Consider the following 20295-nt stretch of genomic DNA (forward strand, 5'->3'; position numbering starts at 1 on the left):
AGTCGGTCAGCGGAAGGTCACCACGTCCGGCGCGCTCACGTCGATCCGCTCGCTCTCCTCCCCGAGCAGCGCGGTGGCCACCCGGGCCTTGTCCGCGCTCCGCGTGGCGTCTCCCCAGACCACCGTGCGGTTCCCCCGCAGCCGCAGGCTGATCCGGGCCAGACCCGCCACGCTCACGTCCACCAACTCGGCACGCAACTGCGGGGTCAGCGCGCCGAGCACCTCCAGCGCGGCCCGGGTGTCCGGGTCGGCCGCGGCGGGTCGGACCACCCGCACCAGCGGCAGCCCGGCCGGGCGGCGGTCCACCGTCTGGAACGCCACACCGCTGCCGTCGATCACGGCGAACGCGTCCGCCTGCGGCACCACCGCCACCGGCGTCCGCTCGGTAACCTTCACCACCAGCGTGCCCGGCCAGTCCCGCGACACCGTGGCCCGCTCCACCGGCGCCAACCCACCGACCCGACGCGCGGCGGCCGCGAGGTCCACCCGCGCCAGCGGCACCCCGTCGGCAACCCCCACCGCGTCGCGTACCTGCACGTCCGTGACCAGCTTGGCGCCCTGGACGCTGACCGACCGGACACCGAACAGTCCGGTGCCGAGCACCGTCCAGGCGATCAGCCCGAGCAGCGCCAGCACGCCGGCAGCCACCGCCCACGGCATCGCCGCCCGCATCCGGCGCTGGCGGGCGCGGGCCATGAACCGGCGGGTCGACGCCGGCACCGCGTCGCTGCCGGCCCGGACCAGCTGCCAACGCCGGACCGGACCGCGCCGCGCAGAGCCGCCGTCGGGAGGGCTGGTCCGCCCGCGGGCGGGGCCGGGGCTCATCCGGCCGTGGGCGTCGCGCCGTCCGGTGCGGCGGCGCCGAGGGCCGCCCCGTCGCCACCCGCCGTGGACCCGCCCGGCACCGGCTGGCCGATCGCCGGGGTCGTCGCCAGCGGATCAACGGCCGCGGCCGCCGAGGAGCCGGCGGTACGCGCCCCCAGCGCCGCCAGCAGCTCGTCACCCATCAGCGAGATCGGTGGGGCGCCCATGGTGACCACGACGTCGCCCGTACCGGCCCGCCGGGCCACCTCGCCCGGCACAGCCTCCCACGAGTCGACGAACACCTTGCGGTCGGCTGGCAGGTCCACCGCCGCGATCAGCGCCGCCGAGCCCTCGCCGGGCTGGCGCAGCTCGCCCGGCCCGAAGACCTCCAGCAGCACCACCTCGTCGGCGATGGCCAGCGCCTCGGCGATCTCCGCCTGGTTGTCGCGGGTGCGGTACAGCCGGTACGGCTGGAAGACGACGATCAGCCGCCCGTCCCCGGCCACCTCGCGCAGCGTCTGCAACGCCAGCCTGATCGAGGTCGGGTGGTAGGCGTACTCGTCGTAGACCAGCACGCCGTCCGCGACGCCCTTGCGCTCGAAGCGCCGCCGCACCCCGGGGAAGACCGCGAGCGCGGCCTCCGCCGCCTCCAGGGGCAGTTCGAGAAGGTACGCCGTCAGCACCGCCGCGGCGCTGTTGAGCCCCATGTGCCGCCCGGGCACCGGCAGCCGGAACTCGCCCAGCGACCGTCCGTCGATCGCGGCCAGGTAGCGCACGCCGCGCGCGGAGGAGGCGATGTCGGTCAGCCGCAGGTCGGCGTCCTCGGCCGCGCCGTAGGTGAACACCCGCCGCCCCTCGGCGCGCAGGGTCTCGGCCAGCCGCCGACCGCCCGGGTCGTCGGCGCAGGTGATGATGAACCCGCTCGGGTCGGTGAGCCGCGCGAACTCCGCGAACGCCGCCTCCAGCGTCGCGAGGTCGCCGTAGGTGTTCAGGTGGTCCGGCTCGACGTTGGTGATGACCGAGACGTACGGGCGGTAGATGAGGAACGAGCGGTCGCTCTCGTCGGCCTCGACCACGAAGTGCTCGCCGGTGCCGTGGTGGGCGCCCGAGCCGACCTCGGAGATCTCCCCACCGATCACGAAGGACGGGTCCACACCGGCCTGCTGGAGCACCATCGTCACCATCGACGTGGTGGTGGTCTTGCCGTGCGTACCGGCGACCGCGATCGCCCGGCGGCCGGTCATCGCCGCCGCGAGGGCCTCCGAGCGGTGCAGCACCCGCAGGCCACGGCGACGGGCCTCGACCAACTCCAGGTGGTCCTTCGGAATGGCCGAGGAGTAGACGACCGTGTCCACCCCGTCCAGGTTGGACGCCTCGTGGCTGAGGTAGATGGTGCCGCCGAGCGCCCGCAGGCCTGCCAGCGACGGCCATTCGCGCAGGTCGCTACCGGAGACCTGGATGCCCCTCGTGAGCAGCAGCCGGGCCACTCCGAGCATGCCCACCCCGCCCACGCCGATCAGGTGCACCGCGCCCAGGTCCTCGGCGGTCAGCGTGCCGGCCGGGGTGAACTGCGCGGTCATCGGGCCACCGCCTCGAGGACGAACGAGCGCAGCGCCTCGTCACCGTCGCGCCGCCCGTACGCGGACGCCGCCGCGCCCATCGCGTACAGCCGCTGCGGGTCACGGATCAGCGGGATGACCGCACGCTCCAGCCAGTCCGGAGTCAGCTCCGCGTCGTCGACCAGCAGACCGCCGCCGGCCTCCACCACGGGCAGGGCGTTGCGCCGCTGCTCCTGGTTGCTGTGCGGATACGGCACGAAGATCGTCGGCAGGCCGATCGCGGCCACCTCGGCGACGGTCATCGCCCCGCCCCGGGCCAGCATCAGGTCGGCGGCGGCGTAGCCCAGCTCCATCTCGGACAGGTACGGCAGCGTCACGTACGGAACCGGCAGGTCGGTGGGGATCGGCACCGGCTCGTTGCGGGCGCCCATCACGTGCAGCACCTGCACGCCGTTGCGGGCCAGCTCCTTGGCCGCGCCGGAGACCGCCAGGTTGACCGAGCGGGCGCCGGACGACCCGCCGGCCACGAAGAGCACCGGCAGATCCGGGCGGAGGCCGAACCGGGCGCGGGCGGCGTTGCGCATCGCGTACCGGTCCAGCGCGGCGATGCTGCGGCGCAGCGGCACACCCACCACGGTGGCGTCCCGCAGCGACTCGGCCTGACTCGGCTGGTGCGGGAAACCGACCGCCACGTTCTTGGTGAACTTCATGCCGAGGCGGTTCGCGACGCCCGGCGGCACGTTCACCTCGTGGATCACCATCGGCAGCTCACGCCGCCACGCGGCGAGGTAGGCCGGCACCGAGACGTACCCGCCGAAGCCGACCACCGCGTCGGCGCGCACCTCGTCGATCACCTTGCCCGCCGCGCGGGCCGCGGTCCACATCCGGCCCGGGGTACGCACCAGGTTCATGTTGACCGACCGGGGTAGCTGGTACGCCGGGATCTGCCGCAGGTCGTAGCCGTGCGGTGGGATCAGCTCGTTCTCCATGCCCTTGGGTGTGCCGAGACAGGTGATCCGGACGCCCGGGTCGTGTCGGCGCAGGCAGTCGGCGAAGGCGAGCAGCGGGTAGATGTGCCCCCCGGTGCCACCTCCCGCGAGCACCACCGAACGCAGCGGACCCATCAGCGTCTCCTCTCGCTCGCCGTACCCTGACGGCTCCGGCCCTGCCGGACACCGCGCGGTACGGCCTGGTCGTCCTTCCGCCGCTCCCGCGCCCGGGGCACTGGCCCTCGGGCCGCCGGTGGCGTCGCCGGTCGGCGACGCCGGCCGGGAAGCGGCGGCAACGGGGCCCAGAGTAGTCGGACCCACCGGGCCGGCGGACGGGCATGCAGTGCTCTGGCCGCATCGGGTTCGGCGCGGGCGAAGGACGCCAGCATCCCGATCGCCGCCAACGTCACGACCAGGGCACTTCCGCCGTCGGAGATGAACGGCAGCGGCAGACCGGTGATCGGCAGCAGCCCGACCACGCCGCCGATGTTGATCACCGCCTGGCTCACCAGCCAGGTCGTGACGGCGGCGGCCGCGAGCCTGCGGAACGGGTCGTCGACCCGCCGGGCGATCCGCAGACCGGTGTACGCGAGCACGGCGAACAGGGCGAGCAGCACGGCGCAGCCGATCACGCCCAACTCCTCGGCGATGATCGCGAAGATGAAGTCGTTGTGGGCCTCGGGCAGCCAGTCCCACTTGACGCTGCCCTTGCCCAGCCCGACTCCGAACCAGCCACCGTGCTCGATGGCCAGCCGACCCTGATAGAGCTGGAGGCAGCCGTCGAGCTTGCACTCCTGCGGGTCGGGCGGGTTGATGAACGACGTCAGCCGCGCCAGCCGGTAGTTGTCCGCGCCGCGCTCGCCGGAACCGGCGCCCAGCGAGGCGACCGCGATGAGCAGGCCGACGCCGAGCAGACCGGCCACGGTCAGCGCGCCGAAGACCCGCATCCGCACGCCGGCGGCCCAGAGCAGGCCGACCACGAGGGCCAACAGGCAGAGCATCGTGCCGGTGTCGTTGTAGCCGACCAGCACGAAGAGCAGGCCCATCACCGGGAAGAGCGGGGTGGCCAGCTCCCGCAACCAGCCCAGCGCGGCCCCCTTGCGGGCGATCACGTGCGCGCCCCAGAGGACCAGCGCGAACTTGGCCAACTCGGAGGGCTGGAGCTGGATCCCGCCGACGAACAGCCAGTTCAGCCGCGCCTCGATCGGCCCGAACGAAACCGACTTCAGGTGGGCGAGCCGGCCGTACGCGACCAGCAGGTTGAGCACCAGCAGCAGTGCCACCGCGGTGAACAGCAGCGGCCGGCCGAGCGAGCGGTAGGTGCTGGCGGGCAGCCGCTGACACACCCAGAACGCCCCGATGCCGATCACCGCGAAGATGGCCTGCTTGGTCAACGAGGCCGACGCGTTGCCGTCCTCGGCGTAGTCCTTCACGCTGGTCGCCGAGAAGACCATGGTCAACCCGATGAGCAGCAGCAGGCCGGCGCTGGACAGCAGCAGGTAGTAAGAGGCCAGCGGCCGGTCCAGCAGGCCCCGCAGCGCGGCCAGTCCACCGGCCGCGTCCAGCCCGCGCAGCGACGCCGACGCCCCGGCGGCGCTCTCCGCCGCACTGCTCTCCCGCGCCGCGCCGCTCTCCCGCGGAGCCGCCCCCGGCTCCGGCCCACGCGCGCCGTCGGGCCCGCGAGCGCCACCGGTCACCGCGGTACGCGCCGCGCTCGGTGACCGACGCCGCCGGCCGTCAGCTCTGTCCTCAGTGCCGATGTCCTCCCCCACCCCGACATCATCACCGCTCGACACCCCCGACGGCTCCAGAACGCCACCCCGGGCGTGTCGAGCCCACTCCCCGCCGATCTTGCACTTTCTGTCCCGACCTAAGCCGTAGAGCGGGACATTCCACCGACAGAAGGTGCAAGATCGGCGGGGCAGGGCAGGCCCCCCCGGGGGGGGTTAGGTCATGTTGGCGAGGAACTCGCTGTAGAACAGGCCCAGGGCGATGGCCACGCCGATGCCGGCGATGATCCAGAACCGGACCACGATGTTGACCTCGCTCCAGCCGGCCAACTCGAAGTGGTGCTGCAACGGGGACATCCGGAACACACGTTTACCGGTGGTTCGGAAGGAGATGATCTGGATCACCACGGACATCGTGATGATCACGAAGAGCCCGCCGATGATCGGCAGCAGCAGGATCGTCCGGGTGGACATGGCCATGCCGGCGATCAGGCCGCCCAGCCCCAGCGCCCCGGTGTCGCCCATGAAGATCCGCGCCGGGGACGTGTTCCACCACAGGAAGCCCACACACGCCCCGGCGGCGGCCCCGGCTATCAGCGCGATCTCCAACGGGTCACGGACCTCGTAGCAGTACGGCTGGCGGTAGCTCGGGTCGGCGCACCAGTGGCGGTACTGCCAGAACGCGATCAGCGCGTACGCGGCGAGCACCATCACCGAAGCGCCGGTCGCCAGACCGTCCAGGCCGTCCGTGAGGTTGACGCCGTTCGTCGCGGCCATCACCACGAAGATGAAGATGATCACCGCGCCGACCTTGCTGACCTCCAGGAAGTCGATGTCCCGGATGAAGCTCAGCGTGGTGCTGCCCACGGTCTGGGTGTTGGTGGCCCGGCCCGTCGCGTCGGTCATCGTGCTCGGGAACCACAGCGCGATCACGCCGAAGACCGCGCCGACCAGGATCTGACCGAGCAGCTTGCCGCGCTTGTTGAGGCCGGCGCTGTTGCGCTTGCGCACCTTGAGGAAGTCGTCGAGGAAGCCCACCGCGCCGGAGAACACCATCAGCCCCAGCAGCACCAGCGCCGTGATGGTCGGCTCCACCTGCGCGATCTGCGCGTCCGGCAGCGTGGTCAGGGCCAGGTGGCCGGCCACGTACGCGATCACCGTGGCCAGGATGAAGACCACGCCGCCCATCGTCGGCGTGCCCTTCTTGCCCTGGTGCATGGCCGGGCCGTCGGACCGGATCGGCTGGCCGGCCTTGAGCCGGGTGAACACCTTGATCGCGATCGGGGTGCAGAACAGCGAGACGACGAAGGCCACCCCGATGGCGACGATGATGGCCCTCATCGAGTGGCCTCCTCGGCGGCGTCGGCGCGCAGGGCGTCAGCCACCTCCCAGGTCCGGTACCGGGAGCCCTTGACCAGGACGACATCGCCCGGCCGTAGCTCGCCCCGCAGCACCTCGACGGCCGCCGCCTGATCGGTGAGCAGCACCGACTCTCCTCCCCAGTTCGCTACCGCTGTCGCGCCTTCGTGGATCGGCGCGGCCGGCTCGCCCACCACGAGCAGCCGGTCGACACCCAGCTCGGCCGCCAGCCGGCCGACCTCGGCGTGGCCGTCGCGCTCGAACGGGCCCAGCTCGGCCATGTAACCGAGCACCGCGACGGTACGCCTCTCGCGTCCGAGGCTGCCAAGCGCCCGGAGCGCGACCGCCATCGAGGCCGGGTTGGCGTTGTACGAGTCGTCAATGACCGTCACCCCGTCGGGCCGGTCGAAGACGTCCATCCGCCGGGTGGACTTCAGCCCCAGCTCGCCGAGCGCCGTGGCCAGCTCGGCCAGCGGCATGCCCAGCTCCCGGGCGACCGCGGCGGCGGCGAGCGTGTTGCCGACCTGGTGGCGGCCGGTCAGCGCGAGCCGCACGGCCGCGCGCCCCTCCGGCGTGACCAGGGTGTACGACGGGTGCCCCCGCTCGTCGAGCGTGACGTCCTCGGCGCGCAGGTCGGCGTCCGGCGCCTCGCCGTAGCGGACCACCCGGGCCCGCGTACGGCTCGCCATGGCGTCCACCCGGGGGTCGTCGGCGTTCAGCACGGCCAGCCCGTCGGCCGGCAGCGCCTCGACCAGCTCGCCCTTGGCCTGGGCGATCGCCTCCTGTGAGCCGAACTCACCGATGTGCGACGTGCCGACGTTGAGCACCACCGAGATCCGCGGCGGCACCAGCTCACACAGGTAGCGCACGTGCCCGATGCCCCGCGCGCCCTTCTCCATGACCAGGTAGCGGGTGTCCGGCCCGGCCAGCAGCGCCGTGTACGGGTGACCCAGCTCGTTGTTGAACGAGCCGGGCGGCGCGACCGTGGCGCCGAGCCGGGCGGTGAGCTGACCGATCAGGTCCTTCGTGGTGGTCTTGCCGGACGAGCCGGTCACCCCGACCACGGTCAGCTCGGGCAGCCGGTCCACCGCCGCGCGGGCCAGCCGACCCATCGCGCTCAGGGCGTCGTCGACCAGCACCATCGGCACCCCGGGAACCGCACGGGTGCCGAGCACCGCCACCGCGCCGGCCTCGATGGCCGTCGCCGCGTAGTCGTGCCCGTCGACCTTCTCCCCCGGGAACGCCACGAAGAGCGAACCGGGTCCGACCTTGCGCGAGTCGAACTCGACCGAACCGGTGACGGTGGCGGCCGGATCGGCGGCGACGAGCCGCCCGTCGACGGCCGTGGCCACCTCGGCCAGGGTCAGGGCGATCACCGCTGACCCGCCCGGTCCGCGAAGCGGGCCCGCAGCGCGTCGGCCAGCTCGGTGCTGTCGTCGAACGGGAACACCTCGCCCGCCACCTCCTGGCCCCGCTCGTGGCCCTTGCCGAGCAGAGCGATCACGTCGCCCGGCTCGGCCAGTCGGACCGCCTCGTCAATCGCGTCCCGCCGACCGGCCACCTCGATGATCCGGGCGGCGGTGTCGGCCCGGTACGCCCCGGCGAGCACCTCGGCGCGGATCTCGGCCGGGTCCTCGGTGCGCGGGTTGTCGTCGGTCACCAGCACCACGTCGGCCCCCTCGGCGGCGGCGGCGCCCATCACCGGCCGCTTGCCCCGGTCACGGTCCCCACCGGCGCCGATCACGCAGATCAGGCGTCCGACGCTCAGCTCCCGCAGCGCGGCCAGCGCCGCCACGATCGCGTCCGCCTTGTGCGCGTAGTCGACGACCCCACGCACCGGCCCGGCGACGTCGACGAGTTGCAGGCGACCGGGCACGCCACCGCAGGCGGCCACCCCGTCGGCGGCGGTCCGCGGGTCCACCCCGGCGCCCACCAGCGCGGCGATGGCCAGCAACGCGTTTGCCACGTTGTGTCGGCCGGGCAGCGCCACCCCGGCGGACACGACCACGCCGTCCGGGCCGTGGGCGGTGAACCGCTGCGCGTACCCCTCGCCGTCGACGCCGTCGGCCCACCACGTCGCGGTGGGGTCGCCGGCCGCCGAGTAGCTGACCGTCGCCGGCTGGTAGAGCGGCGTGAGGGCCGGATCGTCGCGGTTGAGCACCTCGACCGCGCACCGGCCGTCGAAGAGCTGCGCCTTGGCGGCGAAGTAGTCGGCGCTGTCGGCGTGGAAGTCCAGGTGGTCGGAGCCGAAGTTCGTGTAGCCACCCACGGCGAAGCGCACCCCACCGACCCGGCCCATGGCCAGGGCGTGGCTGGAGACCTCCATGACGACGGCGGTGACCCCCCGCTCGCGGGCGGTGGCCAGCATCGCGTGCAGGTCGGTCGCCTCCGGGGTGGTCCGTACGCTGTCGATCACGAGATCGCCGAGGCGGGTCTCCACGGTGCCGATCAGTCCGGTGGTGTGTCCGGCGGCGCGCAGCCCCGACTCCACCAGATAGGCCGTGGACGTCTTTCCGGCCGTGCCGGTGATGCCGATGACGGTCAGGTCGGCGGTCGGGTCGCCGTACACGGCCGACGCCAGTTCGCCCAGCACCGCGCGCGGGTCGGGGACCACCAGGGCGGGCAGGCCGCTCGCCGCCGCCAGCTCCGCGCCGGCCGGGTCGGTCAGCAGGGCCACCGCGCCGGCCTCGGCCGCGCCGACGGCGAACTCCGCGCCGTGGCGGCGGGCACCGGGCAGGGCCGCGTACAGGTCGCCGGGGCGGACCTCCTGGCTCGCGTGGGTGGCACCCGTGACGAGCACGTCGGCGGCGTCCGCCGGCAGGTCGACGGCGAGCCGGGCGGCGAGATCACCGAGCCGGACGCCGGTCACGGTACGTGGACGTGGATTGCCGGGCACGGCGTCAGACCCTACCCGGTCGTCCGGTTCCGGCCGCACAGCCGCCCCGGTGGTTCGTCGGCACTCACCGATGATGTCGCGCCCACGCCGCTCAGCGCGGATAGACCACGAACTTCGGTGCGGAACCACTCGGGGACGGCGGCACCCGGTAGTGACGCAGCGTGAACTGCATCATCTTCCGGAACGCCGGGTTGGCGATCGCCGCGCCACCACCACCGGGGGCGTACACGAAGACCGCGATCACGTACCGGGGCTTCTCGGCGGGGGCCATGCCGATGAACGAGGACACCTCGCCCGGCTGCCTCTTGCCGTCGACCCGACGCCACCCGGTGCCGGTCTTGCCGGCGACCCGGTAGCCGGAGACCGCGGCCGTGGTGCCGGTGGCGCCCTCGACGGTGGTGACCGCCTCCAGCATGGTGCGCAGCGCCGCCGCGTTCTGCGGGCTGAGCACGGAGCGGGTGACCGGCGGGGGTGCGGGGGTCCGCTTGCCGTCCGGGCCGATCGTCTCCTTGACCAGGTGCGGCTGCACGTACGTGCCGTCGTTGGCGATCGCGGCGTACGCGGCGGCCATCTGCAACGGCGTGGCGTCGACGCTGTGCCCGATCGGCACCGAGCCGTACGACGAGTCGCTCCACTCGTCGGCCGGCAGCAGCCGGCCGCTGGCCTCGCCGGGCAGGCCCTCGCGGGTGGGCTGCCCCAGCCCGAACCGCTTCTGGTAGTCGATCAGCCGGTCCTTGCCGAGCTTGTCGCCGACGGTGATGGCCCCGACGTTCGACGAGAAGGCCAGCATTCCCGGAATGCTCATCTTCTTACCGTTGGCGGGGTGCGTGTCCGAGAACCAGGTGTCGCCCATCTTGATGCTGTTCGCGATCGGCAGCGTGGTGTCCGGGGTGATCACCCCCTCCTGGAGCGCGGCGGCGTAGGTGATGGCCTTGTGCACCGAGCCCGGCTCGACCACGAAGCTGGTCGCGGCGTCCTCCCGGGCGACCGGGTCGCTCGGGGTCGGCTTGGCGGCGTTGTAGGTGGGGTCGCTGGCCTGGGCCCGCACCTCCCCGGTGGCGACGTCGATGATCACGGCTGCGGCGGTCGCGCCCTTCTGCCCCGCCATCCCCGCGCTGAGGATCTGCTGGCAACGGAACTGCAGGTCCCGGTCGATGGTGAGGGTCAGCGAGCTGCCCGGCTTCGCCGGAGTCGTCTTGCTGTAGCCGCCGGGGATCGGCGCGGCGAGGTCGCCGAGGCCGGCCTCGTACACCCGCCGGCCATCCTGCCCGGAGAGCAGGTCGTCGTAGCGGGCCTCCAACCCCTCCAGGCCGTCCATGTCCTGGCTGGTGAAGCCGATCAGGTTGGCCGCCAGGTCGCCGCCGGGCACCTCCCGGCGCTCGTCGCGGTGCACGCCGATGCCGGGCAGGTCCAGGTCCAGCACCTGCTTGGCCGTCGGGATCTCCACCCCCCGGGCCAGGTACTCGAAACGCGACGCGTTGCCGTTCTCCAGTTTGCGGGGCTTCATCAGCTCGGTCAGCTTCGACGCGGGAATGCCGAGCAACGGGGAGAGCGCCTTGGCGGTGGCCTCCGCCCCGATCCACCCGGGGCTGGACCGGTCTTCGATCAGCGTCGGATCGGCGAACACGTACCGCGCCTCGACGCTGTGCGCCAGCGGCTCGCCCCGGAAGTCGTAGATCGCGCCGCGCGGCGCGGGCAGCTCCACGGTGCGCGTCCGGTCGGCGACGCCACCACCGGCGTAGGCGGGGGTGTCGACCGCCTGCAGGAAGATCAACCGCACCCCGATGGCGACGAAGAGCGCCAGGGTGAGCACGGTGCCCAGGCGCAGCCGCAGCCGCGGGTCGGCGAGCTTCGGCGGGCGAGGCGGTTTGCGGGACGGCCGGCGGGCCGTCGGACGGTCGCCGCGACCGGGCGCGCGGGGCGTGGTGCGGCGACGCGGCGGCGGGACGTCACCGGGGGCGCCGCGCGGGGTCCGGGGCGCGACGGTGCGCACGACGCCGCTGCGGCCGGCCGCCGGAGCGTCACGCCGGCCGGCGCGGGCGGCGGCCCGGCCGCCGTCGAGCACCTGCAACGCCGGCCGGAACGGGTCGCCGGACCGCGTGCTGCCCCGAGGGGTACGCCGCTGCTCGGCGTTCCCGCCGCGCGCGGGCGTGCCGCGCTCCTCGCGGACTGTCCGCCCCCTCGGGGTGTACGCCCGAGCGCCGGAGATGCCACCGATCCCCGGCTCACCCGTGCGGGACTCGGAGTCGGCGGCGTCCCGGCGAGAACCGCGCCGGGACCCCGTGGGGTCCCGGCGCGGCTCGTCCGACTTCGGTGGCACCGGTCAGCCTCCCGCGCCCTGGCTGGTGACCGACGGCTCGCCGGTCGCCGGCTTGGGCACGCCGATCGGCTTGCCGTCCGGCATCCGGATGTACGCCGGCTCACCGGCGTCCACCAGACCCAGCCGACGTGCCTCGGCGGTCAGGTTCCCCGGCGCCTTGGCGTCGGCGATCTGCTTGTCGAGCTGCTGCTTCTCCAGGTCCAGTCGGGCCTGCTGCTGCTGCAGCTTCTCCAACCGGAACGCGTTCTCATTGATCTTGGTGTTGACCGCCAGGATGCCGAACACCCCGCCGACCACCAGCACCACGATCAGCGCCGCGAACGGCGCGCGCGGAACGGACACCGGCGGCGGAGGCGCCACCCGCAGCCGCGGCGAGCGGGCTGCCGCCGTGGCGGCTGCCTTCTCGGCCGGACGCAGCGCGGCACTGCCCTGGGTCGGGAACTCGCGCGCCCCCCGGGCGCGAGTCTCCCCCTGCCGACTCACTCGATCGATGCGTGGCGTACCGTTTTCCACGCGCGGAGCTCGCTCCGCCGCGGTCCGGCCCCCCGACCGCGGTGCGCGCTGCCCGCCGCCGGTGACGTCCCGGCGGTCGCGCTTGTCAATGCTCATGTCCCTCCCCCTCAACGTCCGTCCCTCGCCGGTCGCGGCGCCCCTGACCCCCCACGGATCAGGCGGACCCCGTGCCCGGTTGGTGCATTCCCTTCACCCGTCGGCGAGACCGTTCGCGGTCGGTCCGCCCCTGCTCTGTCGCGTTCGGGTCGAGTCGCTCCGCGGCCCGCAGCCGCACCGAAGCGGCGCGCGGGTTCGCGGCGACCTCCGTCTCCCCGGGCAGTTCGGCGCCCCGGCTGAGCAGCCGGAACGTCGGACCGGACCCGGGCAGTTCGACCGGGAGGTCGATCGGGCCCTTACTGCGGACCCGGTCCGCGAGCGCCGCCTTGGTGAGCCGGTCCTCCAGCGAGTGGTAGGACAGGACCACCATGCGACCGCCCACGGTCAGTGCGTCGAGCGCGGACGGCAGCGCTGTCTCCAGCGCTGCCAGCTCTCTGTTTACCTCGATCCGTAAAGCCTGAAACGTTCTCTTTGCCGGGTGCCCGCCCGTTCGTCGGGCTGGTGCCGGAATCGACTCCCGGACCAGCTCGGCCAGCCGGGCCGACGAGGTGATCCGGGCCCGTTCGCGCTCCCGGATGATCGCCGAGGCGATCCGCCCGGCGAACTTCTCCTCGCCGTACACCCGCAGCACCCGGGCCAGATCCGGATGGGCGTACGTGTTGACCACCTCTTCGGCGGTCGTCCCCCGCGTCTGGTCCATCCGCATGTCCAGCGGCGCGTCCTGCGCGTACGCGAACCCGCGGTCGGGCGCGTCCAGTTGCAGCGACGAGACACCCAGGTCGAACAGGATCCCGTCGATGCCCGGATAACCCAGCCGCTGGAGCACGTCGGGCAGCTCGTCGTAGACGGCGTGCTCCAGGTGCACCCGGTCGGCGAACCGCGCCAACCGCACCCGTGCGTGGGCGAGCGCCTCGGTGTCCCGGTCGAGCCCGATCAGGACGGTCTCCGGATGCGCTTCGAGCACCGCCTCCGCGTGCCCGGCCAGGCCGAGCGTCGCGTCGACGTGCACCGTCCGGCCGCCTCGACCCAGCGCGGGGGCCAGCAGCTCGAGACACCGCTCGAGCAGCACCGGCACGTGCGTGCCGCGCAACTCCCCCATGATGACCCCCACTGGTTGAAACGTCCGTTCTTCTCGCGCGCCTGCCGTTGGAGACGGCGCTCCCGTCGTACCGCCAGATCCCCATCCGCTCCCGCCGGACACCGACTTCCGCCGGATTACTGGATCGTGCGCCTGGCACCGGGGAAGTGATGCCAGGAACTCGAAAGCGGCTGGAGATCTCGCAGTACGTCGGACGCCGTTCCGCCCTACAGACCGCCGGGCAGCACCCCCTCCTCGATGTCGGCGAAGTCGTCTTCGCTCTCGGCGAGGTAGGTCTCCCAGGCGACCCTGTCCCAGATCTCGACCCGGGTGCTCGCGCCGATGACCACCAGGTCCCGGTCGAGCGCCGCGTACTCACGAAGATGCGCGGGGATCGTCACGCGGCCCTGCTTGTCCGGCACCTCGTCGTGCGCGCTGGCGAAGAAGACCCGGCTGTAGGCCCGGGCCGCCTTGTGCGTCATCGGCTGCGCGCGCAACTGCTCCGCGATCCGTTGGAACTCGGGTGTCGGAAAGACATAGAGGCAGCGATCCTGCCCTTTGGTGACCACGACACCCCCCGCCAGCTCATCCCGGAACTTGGCCGGAAGGATCAACCGGCCCTTCTCGTCCAGGCGCGGGGTATGGGTGCCGAGGAACATCGGCCCAACCCCCTCGCCCTTGAGCGGCGTTCGCGGCGCCGCTGACCCCCCGGGCCGGTGAGCCCTCCCGGCCTCACCATTGGGCCCCACTCTACTCCACTTCCCTCCACCTGCAACCAGATTCGCCCGCGTGGCGCGTCCGATCCGCGCGTGAAACCGCACGTCACAGGGGGTGGAGCGGAGTGGAGGGCCGGCGCGCCCGCCCCGTGTGGTCCGCTTTCCGACATTGATCGACTCCGTCCGGCCGAGCGCGCGCCGACCGCCCGCCGGGATGCCACGGCCGAACGGTTCACCGTCGGCGGCGATCTGGCGAGGTGGGCGGTCCGGTAACCTCGCTCGCGTGACGGACGCGAAAATGCCCCTACGGGCCAAGGTGGCCAGCTCCGTGTCACGGACCGCCGCGGCGCTCTCCCGGGCCGCCGGCCGTGGCGACGGTTCGGTGATCGGCGGGTGGATCGGGTTGAAGATCGACCCGGACCTGCTGGCGCACCTGTCGGCCGGCCGCGCCATCGCGCTGGTCTCCGGCACCAACGGCAAGACGACCACCACCCGGTTGACCGCCGCCGCGGTCGGCGTGCTCGGGCGGGTCGCCACCAACTCGTTCGGCGCCAACATGCCCAGCGGGCACACCTCGGCGCTGGCCAAGGCCGGCAGCACCCCGTACGCGGTGCTGGAGGTCGACGAGCACTACCTCGCCCAGGTGCTCGAGTCGACCGAGCCGCACGTGGTCGCGCTGCTCAACCTCTCCCGCGACCAGCTCGACCGCGCCAAGGAGGTCGCCATGATGGCGCAGCTCTGGCGCGCGGCCCTGGTCCGGCACACCGACGTACGGGTGGTGGCCAACGCCGACGACCCGATGGTGGTGTGGGCGGCCACCCCGCCGGCCGACCCGGCCCGCGGCATCAACCCACCGCACGTGACCTGGTTCAGCGCCGGCCAGCGCTGGCACGACGACTCCTGGGTCTGCCCGGAGTGCGGCTCCACCATCGCCCGCTCCGGCGAGCAGTGGTGGTGCACCGGCTGTGCGCTGCGCCGCCCGGAGCCGCACTGGGTCGTCGAGGACGAGGGCGTGCTCGACCCCACCGGGGCCTGGCACAAGGTCTCCCTCCAGCTACCCGGCAAGGTCAACCTGGGCAACGCGGCGACCGCGCTGGCGGTGGCGGCCGAGTTCGGCGTACGCCCCGTCGACGCGGTGAGCCGTCTCGGCATCGTGACCTCGGTCGCCGGCCGGTACGCGCAGGTCGACCGGGACGGCCGCAACATCCGGCTGCTGCTGGCGAAGAACCCGGCCAGCTGGCTGGAGGCCTTCGACATGGCCGACGAGGCGCCCACCCTGCTCTCCATCAACGCGCGTGACCCCGACGGGTTGGACACCTCCTGGCTGTTCGACGTCGACTTCGCCCCGCTCCGCGGCCGGCAGGTGTTGATCACCGGTGACCGGGCATACGACCTGGCGGTTCGGCTGGACGTCAACGACGTGCCCTTCCAGCACGTCCGCACGTTCGACGACGCCGTCCGGGCGGTACCGCCCGGCCGGCTCGAGGTCATCGCGAACTACACCGCGTTCCAGGACATCCGAGCGGAGTTGGACCGTGTCAACTGAGAGCCTGCGTATCGTCTGGATCTACCCCGATCTGCTGTCCACCTACGGTGACCGGGGCAACGCGCTGATCCTGGCCCGGCGGGCCCGCCAGCGCGGCATGCCGGTCGAGGTGCTGGAGGTCCGCTCCGACCAGCAACTGCCGTCGACGGCCGACATCTACCTCGTCGGCGGCGGCGAGGACGGCCCGCAGGCGCTGGGCGCGCAGCGGCTCATCGCGGACGGCGGTCTGCACCGGGCGGTCGCACAGGGCTCGGTGGTCTTCGGTGTCTGCGCCGGTTACCAGCTGCTCGGGACGTCCTTCTTCGCCAAGGGCGTGCAGTGCCGCGGCCTGGAACTGCTGGACCTGCGGTCCGACCGGGGCGAGAGCCGGGCCGTCGGCGAGCTGGCCGGCGAGATCGACCCTCGGCTGGGCCTGCCGCCACTGACCGGTTTCGAGAACCACGGTGGCCGTACCCACCTCGGCCCGGAGGTCGCCCCCCTGGCCCGGGTCACCGCCGGGATCGGCAACGACGGCGCCACCGAGGGCGCCTGGCGCGGCAAGCTGCTCGGCACCTACTCGCACGGTCCCGCGCTGGCGCGCAACCCGGCCCTGGCCGACCTGCTGCTGCGCTGGGCCACCGGGGCACACCAGCTCCCGCCGCTGGACGACACCTGGCCCGACCGGCTCCGCACCGAGCGCCGTTCAGCGGTGGCCGCCGCCCGGGCATGATCCACGCTGTCCGGCGGCTGCTCCGGCAGCCGTCGGCCGCCCGGTTCGCCCTGCTGGTCGCGCTCATCGGCGGCTGCGGGCTGCTGCTGCTCCTGGCGCCCCGCCCGGACCCGGCGCGGCTACCGGCGCTCGCCGACCAGCTGGGCGACCTCGCCCCGGTGGCGGCGATCCTCGGCGGCGCGCTGCTCCTGGTCGCGCTGGTCCCCCGCACCTTCGTGACGCTCGCCGCGGGCGCGATCTTCGGCCCGCTGGAGGGCGCCGCGTACGCCCTGGGCGCGGCGTTGGTGGCCGCGGCGATCGGGTTCACCGTCGGCCGGCTGCTCGGCCGGGAGTTCGTCGCCGAACGGGTACGCGGTCGATTGGCCCGCCTCGACGGTTGGTTCGCCCGGCAGAGCGTGTTCGGCGTGGTCACCGTCCGGCTGCTGCCGATCGCGGGGTTCGGCCTGGTCAGCTACGGCTACGGCACGACCGGCACGCGGGTGTTGCCGTTCCTGGCCGGCAGCGTGATCGCCTCCGCGCCGACCGCGTTCGGCTACGCGGCGATCGGCGCGGCGGTCAGCTCACCCGGTCACGTCAACTGGTACGCCGCCGCTCCCGCCAGCCTCGGCCTGATCGCCAGCCTCGTCCTCGTACACCAGTGGTGGCGCGCCAACCGCCACCGCCGCTCCACCCCAACCTGACCCCCGCGCCCCGCCCGCGCCCGCGCCCGCGCCCGCGCCCGCGCCCGCCGATCTTGCACTTTCTGTCCCGACAAACCGTCGCATAAAGGGGCGGAATGTCGACCGAAACTGCAAGATCGACGGGGCGGAGCGGGGCGACAGGGTGGGGTGGGGGTCAGGCGACGACCGAGACCATCCGGCCCTTGACCACGATGACCTTGCGGGGTTCCCTGCCGGCCAGCGTCGCGGCCACCGCCTCCAGGGCCGCCGCGCGGACGGTCTCGTCGGCGGCGTCGGCGGGCACCTCGACGCGTCCCCGGACCTTGCCGTTGACCTGCACCGGGTAGGTCACCGTGTCGGCCACCAGCAGCGCCGGATCGGCCACCGGGAAGTCCGCGTACGTCAGCGAGGTGTCGTGGCCCAGCTTGCGCCACAGCTCCTCGGCCAGGTGCGGGGCGAACGGCGCCACCATCAGCACCAGCGGCTCGGCCACCTCGCGGGGCGTCGCCGACAACCCGGTCAGCCCGTTGGTCAACTGGATCAGCTTGGCGATCGCAGTGTTGAACCGGATGCCCTCCATGTCGCCACGGACCCCGTCGATCACCGTGTGCAGCAGCCGGCGGGTCGTCTCGTCAGCCGGGTCGTCGGTGACGCGCACCTCGCCGGTCTGCTCGTCGACGACCGCCCGCCAGACCCGCTGCAGGAACCGGTACGAGCCGATGACCGCCCGGGTCTCCCACGGGCGGGACACCTCCAGCGGGCCCATCGACATCTCGTACACCCGGAAGGTGTCCGCGCCGTACGCCGCGCACATGTCGTCGGGGGTCACCACGTTCTTCAGCGACTTGCCCATCTTGCCGTACTCGCGGTTGACCACCAGGTCTTCCAGGTAGTACGCGCCGTCGCGCTCGACGACGTCCTCGGCCTGCACGTAGCTGCCCCGCGAGTCGGTGTACGCGTACGCCTGGATCATGCCCTGGTTGAACAGCTTGCGGAACGGCTCGAACGACGACACGTGACCCAGGTCGAACAGCACCTTGTGCCAGAACCGCGCGTACAGCAGGTGCAGCACGGCGTGCTCGGCGCCACCGACGTACAGGTCGGTGCCGCCGCAGTCGCCCTCGCCGCGCGGGCCCATCCAGTACCGCTCGTTCTCGGCGCTGACGAACCGCTCGGTGTTGGTGGGGTCCAGGTAGCGCAGCTCGTACCAGCAGGAGCCGGCCCACTGCGGCATCACGTTGGTCTCGCGGGTGTAGCGCTGCGGCCCGTCACCCAGGTCCAGCTCGACTTCGACCCAGTCGCGGCGACGTGACAGCGGGGTCTCCGGGTTGGAGTCGGCGTCGTCCGGGTCGAACGTCTTCGGGGAGAAGTCGTCCACCTCGGGCAGCTCGACCGGCAGCATCTCCTCCGGCAGGGCGATGGCCGCGCCGGTGGAGTCGTACACGATCGGGAAGGGCTCACCCCAGTAGCGCTGCCGGGAGAACAGCCAGTCCCGCAGCCGGTAGGTCACCGCGCCGGTACCGTGTCCGTTGGCCTCCAGCCACGCGATGATCGCCGCCTTGGCGTCGACGACCCCCAGGCCATTCAGGTCCAGGCCGCGCTCGGGCGCGGCGCTGTTGATGGCCGGGCCGTCGCCGGTGTACGCCTTGCCGTCGAAGCCCTCCGCCGGCTGCACGGTCCGCACGATGGGCAGCTCGAAGACCTCGGCGAACGCCCAGTCCCGCTCGTCCTGCGCCGGCACCGCCATGATCGCGCCGGTCCCGTAGCCGGCCAGCACATAGTCCGCGACGAAGATCGGGATCTGCCCGCCGGTGACCGGGTTCGTGGCGTACGCGCCGACGAAGACGCCGGTCTTCTCCTTGGAGTCGGACTGCCGCTCGACGTCGGTCTTCGCGGCCGCGGCCCTGCGGTACGCCTCGACGGCCTCGGCGGGGCTGGCGTGCCCGCCGGTCCAGGCGTCCCGGGTGCCCTGCGGCCAGGCCGCCGGCACCAGGGCGTCGACCAGCTCGTGCTCGGGCGCCAGCACCACGTAGGTGGCCCCGAAGATGGTGTCCGGACGGGTGGTGAACACCCGGATCGGCGCCTCCGCCGTGGCGAAGTCGATGTGCGCGCCCTGCGACCGGCCGATCCAGTTGCGCTGCATCAGCTTGATCGGCTCGGGCCAGTCCAGGCTGTCCAGGTCGTCCAGCAGCCGGTCACCGTACGCGGTGATCCGCATCATCCACTGCTTGAGGTTGCGCTTGAAGACCGGGAAGTTGCCCCGGTCGGAGCGGCCGTCGGCGGTGACCTCCTCGTTGGCCAACACGGTGCCCAGCCCCGGGCACCAGTTCACCGGCGCCTCCGAGACGTACGCCAGCCGGTGGTCGTCGACGACCTGGCGACGCTCGGCGACGCTCAGCTCGGCCCAGGACCGGCCGTCCGGGGTCGCCCGGTTGCCGCCCTCGAACTCGGCGATCAGCTCGGCGATCGGACGGGCCCGGCCGGCGTCCCGGTCGTACCAGGAGTTGAAGATCTGCAGGAAGATCCACTGCGTCCAGCGGTAGAAGTCGGTGTCGATGGTCGACACCGAGCGCCGCTCGTCGTGCGCCAGCCCCAGGCGGCGCATCTGCGCCTTGTACCGCTGAATGTTTTGCTCGGTAGTGGTCCTGGGGTGGGTGCCGGTCTGCACGGCGTACTGCTCCGCGGGCAACCCGAACGCGTCGAACCCCATCGCGTGCAGCACGTTGTGCCCGGCCATCCGCTGGTAACGGGCGTAGCAGTCGGTGCCGATGTAGCCCAGCGGGTGGCCGACGTGCAGGCCGGCACCCGACGGGTACGGGAACATGTCCAGCACGTACAGCTTCTGCGCGTCGAAGCGCGGGTGGCTCGGATCGGCCAGCGGACCGGTCGGGTTGGGCGCGTGGAAGGTGCCCTCGCGTGCCCAGGTGTCCTGCCAACGAGTCTCGATCTCGTCGGCCATGGCCGCGGTATACCGGAACGGGGGGATGTCGCCCGCCGGTGCGGCTGCCTTGCTCATCGTCTCTCCTCGCTTCGCTTCGCTTCGTCTCGGCACCGCCGGGCCGGACCGGCGGCGGGCACAAAAAAAGCCCCTCGCACAGGAGGGGGCCGCCGTGCTGTCGCGCGCTCAGCGCATCAGCACGGCCCGATAAGAAGCAGGAAGACTCCGGCCATATCCGGCAGTCTACCCCCTCACCTGCGGCATTAATGCGTCCGTCAGCGCGCCCGCACCGATCCCCCGACTCGGCGAATATCCATCCGTAACCGACGGACTACCTGCGGGGGTCGGCGATAACGACAAACATGGTTAGCCTGAGAGGCCAG

Annotated in this window: 14 protein-coding genes and 1 pseudogene; 3 read left to right on the forward strand and 12 right to left on the reverse strand. The window is 72.7% G+C overall.

Annotated features, from left to right (window positions below; genetic code table 11):
- Positions 1 to 6: 6 nt before the first annotated feature.
- From ACIBTX_RS21470 to mraZ, 11 genes and pseudogenes are all read right to left on the reverse strand, one after another.
- Positions 7 to 825: an FtsQ-type POTRA domain-containing protein gene (locus ACIBTX_RS21470; RefSeq protein ID WP_357126958.1), complete on the reverse strand. Its 819-nt coding sequence runs from the start codon at positions 823 to 825 to the stop codon at positions 7 to 9.
- A complete protein-coding gene (gene murC, locus ACIBTX_RS21475) occupies positions 822 to 2384 on the reverse strand; it encodes a UDP-N-acetylmuramate--L-alanine ligase (RefSeq protein WP_357126955.1) in 1563 nt (520 codons plus the stop codon). Before murC ends, ACIBTX_RS21470 begins: the two co-directional genes overlap by 4 nt.
- Entirely contained in the window at positions 2381 to 3487 is a 1107-nt protein-coding gene (gene murG / locus ACIBTX_RS21480) for an undecaprenyldiphospho-muramoylpentapeptide beta-N-acetylglucosaminyltransferase (protein ID WP_357170709.1), read from the reverse strand. The genes murC and murG overlap by 4 nt, the downstream gene beginning before the upstream one ends.
- The gene (locus tag ACIBTX_RS21485; RefSeq protein WP_357127330.1) at positions 3487 to 4899 is read right to left on the reverse strand and encodes a putative peptidoglycan glycosyltransferase FtsW; all 1413 of its coding nucleotides are present in this window, start codon (positions 4897 to 4899) and stop codon (positions 3487 to 3489) included. Before ACIBTX_RS21485 ends, murG begins: the two co-directional genes overlap by 1 nt.
- Before the next feature lie 399 nt (positions 4900 to 5298).
- The gene (mraY, locus tag ACIBTX_RS21490) at positions 5299 to 6423 is read right to left on the reverse strand and encodes a phospho-N-acetylmuramoyl-pentapeptide-transferase (protein WP_357126949.1); all 1125 of its coding nucleotides are present in this window, start codon (positions 6421 to 6423) and stop codon (positions 5299 to 5301) included.
- Positions 6420 to 7817: a UDP-N-acetylmuramoyl-tripeptide--D-alanyl-D-alanine ligase gene (gene murF, locus ACIBTX_RS21495; protein ID WP_396832892.1), complete on the reverse strand. Its 1398-nt coding sequence runs from the start codon at positions 7815 to 7817 to the stop codon at positions 6420 to 6422. The genes mraY and murF overlap by 4 nt, the downstream gene beginning before the upstream one ends.
- Positions 7814 to 9376 (reverse strand): UDP-N-acetylmuramoyl-L-alanyl-D-glutamate--2,6-diaminopimelate ligase, encoded by a 1563-nt coding sequence (locus ACIBTX_RS21500; RefSeq protein ID WP_357126943.1) that lies wholly within the window; start codon positions 9374 to 9376, stop codon positions 7814 to 7816. Before ACIBTX_RS21500 ends, murF begins: the two co-directional genes overlap by 4 nt.
- A 52-nt stretch (positions 9377 to 9428) precedes the next feature.
- Entirely contained in the window at positions 9429 to 11657 is a 2229-nt protein-coding gene (locus tag ACIBTX_RS21505; protein WP_396832893.1) for a peptidoglycan D,D-transpeptidase FtsI family protein, read from the reverse strand.
- A gap of 3 nt (positions 11658 to 11660) precedes the next feature.
- Complete coding sequence (locus ACIBTX_RS21510) at positions 11661 to 12266, reverse strand: hypothetical protein (RefSeq protein WP_357126937.1); 606 nt, start codon at positions 12264 to 12266, stop codon at positions 11661 to 11663.
- Positions 12256 to 13365: pseudogene (gene rsmH / locus ACIBTX_RS21515) on the reverse strand (16S rRNA (cytosine(1402)-N(4))-methyltransferase RsmH). Before rsmH ends, ACIBTX_RS21510 begins: the two are co-directional and overlap by 11 nt.
- Positions 13366 to 13571: 206 nt before the next feature.
- A complete protein-coding gene (gene mraZ, locus ACIBTX_RS21520; protein ID WP_396832894.1) occupies positions 13572 to 14003 on the reverse strand; it encodes a division/cell wall cluster transcriptional repressor MraZ in 432 nt (143 codons plus the stop codon).
- Between the two features lie 355 nt (positions 14004 to 14358).
- Here mraZ and ACIBTX_RS21525 point away from each other — a divergent pair, with 355 nt between their 5' ends.
- The 3 genes from ACIBTX_RS21525 to ACIBTX_RS21535 are packed head-to-tail and all read left to right on the forward strand — an operon-like array spanning position 14359 to position 16995.
- Positions 14359 to 15606, forward strand: a complete 1248-nt coding sequence (locus ACIBTX_RS21525) for a MurT ligase domain-containing protein (protein WP_396832922.1) — start codon at positions 14359 to 14361, stop codon at positions 15604 to 15606.
- Positions 15596 to 16315, forward strand: coding sequence for a glutamine amidotransferase (locus tag ACIBTX_RS21530; RefSeq protein ID WP_357126932.1), 720 nt, complete (start codon positions 15596 to 15598; stop codon positions 16313 to 16315). Before ACIBTX_RS21525 ends, ACIBTX_RS21530 begins: the two co-directional genes overlap by 11 nt.
- On the forward strand, positions 16312 to 16995 hold the full coding sequence (locus ACIBTX_RS21535; RefSeq protein ID WP_357126929.1) for a VTT domain-containing protein: 684 nt from the start codon (positions 16312 to 16314) through the stop codon (positions 16993 to 16995). The genes ACIBTX_RS21530 and ACIBTX_RS21535 overlap by 4 nt, the downstream gene beginning before the upstream one ends.
- A 154-nt stretch (positions 16996 to 17149) precedes the next feature.
- Here ACIBTX_RS21535 and leuS read toward each other — a convergent pair whose 3' ends face one another.
- Positions 17150 to 19990, reverse strand: a complete 2841-nt coding sequence (gene leuS / locus ACIBTX_RS21540; RefSeq protein WP_396832895.1) for a leucine--tRNA ligase — start codon at positions 19988 to 19990, stop codon at positions 17150 to 17152.
- Positions 19991 to 20295 lie beyond the last annotated feature (305 nt).

The organism is Micromonospora sp. NPDC049359 (genome assembly GCF_044466585.1).
GTDB lineage: Bacteria > Actinomycetota > Actinomycetes > Mycobacteriales > Micromonosporaceae > Micromonospora.

What these genes read in the sequence shown, in the direction of transcription:
- ACIBTX_RS21470 (WP_357126958.1), bottom strand. Translation starts at nt 825, where the DNA reads ATGAGCCCCGGCCCCGCCCGCGGGCGGACCAGCCCTCCCGACGGCGGC.
- mraY (WP_357126949.1), bottom strand. Translation starts at nt 6,423, where the DNA reads ATGAGGGCCATCATCGTCGCCATCGGGGTGGCCTTCGTCGTCTCGCTG.
- murG (WP_357170709.1), bottom strand. Translation starts at nt 3,487, where the DNA reads ATGGGTCCGCTGCGTTCGGTGGTGCTCGCGGGAGGTGGCACCGGGGGG.
- leuS (WP_396832895.1), bottom strand. Translation starts at nt 19,990, where the DNA reads ATGAGCAAGGCAGCCGCACCGGCGGGCGACATCCCCCCGTTCCGGTAT.
- ACIBTX_RS21535 (WP_357126929.1), top strand. Translation starts at nt 16,312, where the DNA reads ATGATCCACGCTGTCCGGCGGCTGCTCCGGCAGCCGTCGGCCGCCCGG.
- ACIBTX_RS21510 (WP_357126937.1), bottom strand. Translation starts at nt 12,266, where the DNA reads ATGAGCATTGACAAGCGCGACCGCCGGGACGTCACCGGCGGCGGGCAG.
- mraZ (WP_396832894.1), bottom strand. Translation starts at nt 14,003, where the DNA reads ATGTTCCTCGGCACCCATACCCCGCGCCTGGACGAGAAGGGCCGGTTG.
- ACIBTX_RS21525 (WP_396832922.1), top strand. Translation starts at nt 14,359, where the DNA reads ATGCCCCTACGGGCCAAGGTGGCCAGCTCCGTGTCACGGACCGCCGCG.
- murC (WP_357126955.1), bottom strand. Translation starts at nt 2,384, where the DNA reads ATGACCGCGCAGTTCACCCCGGCCGGCACGCTGACCGCCGAGGACCTG.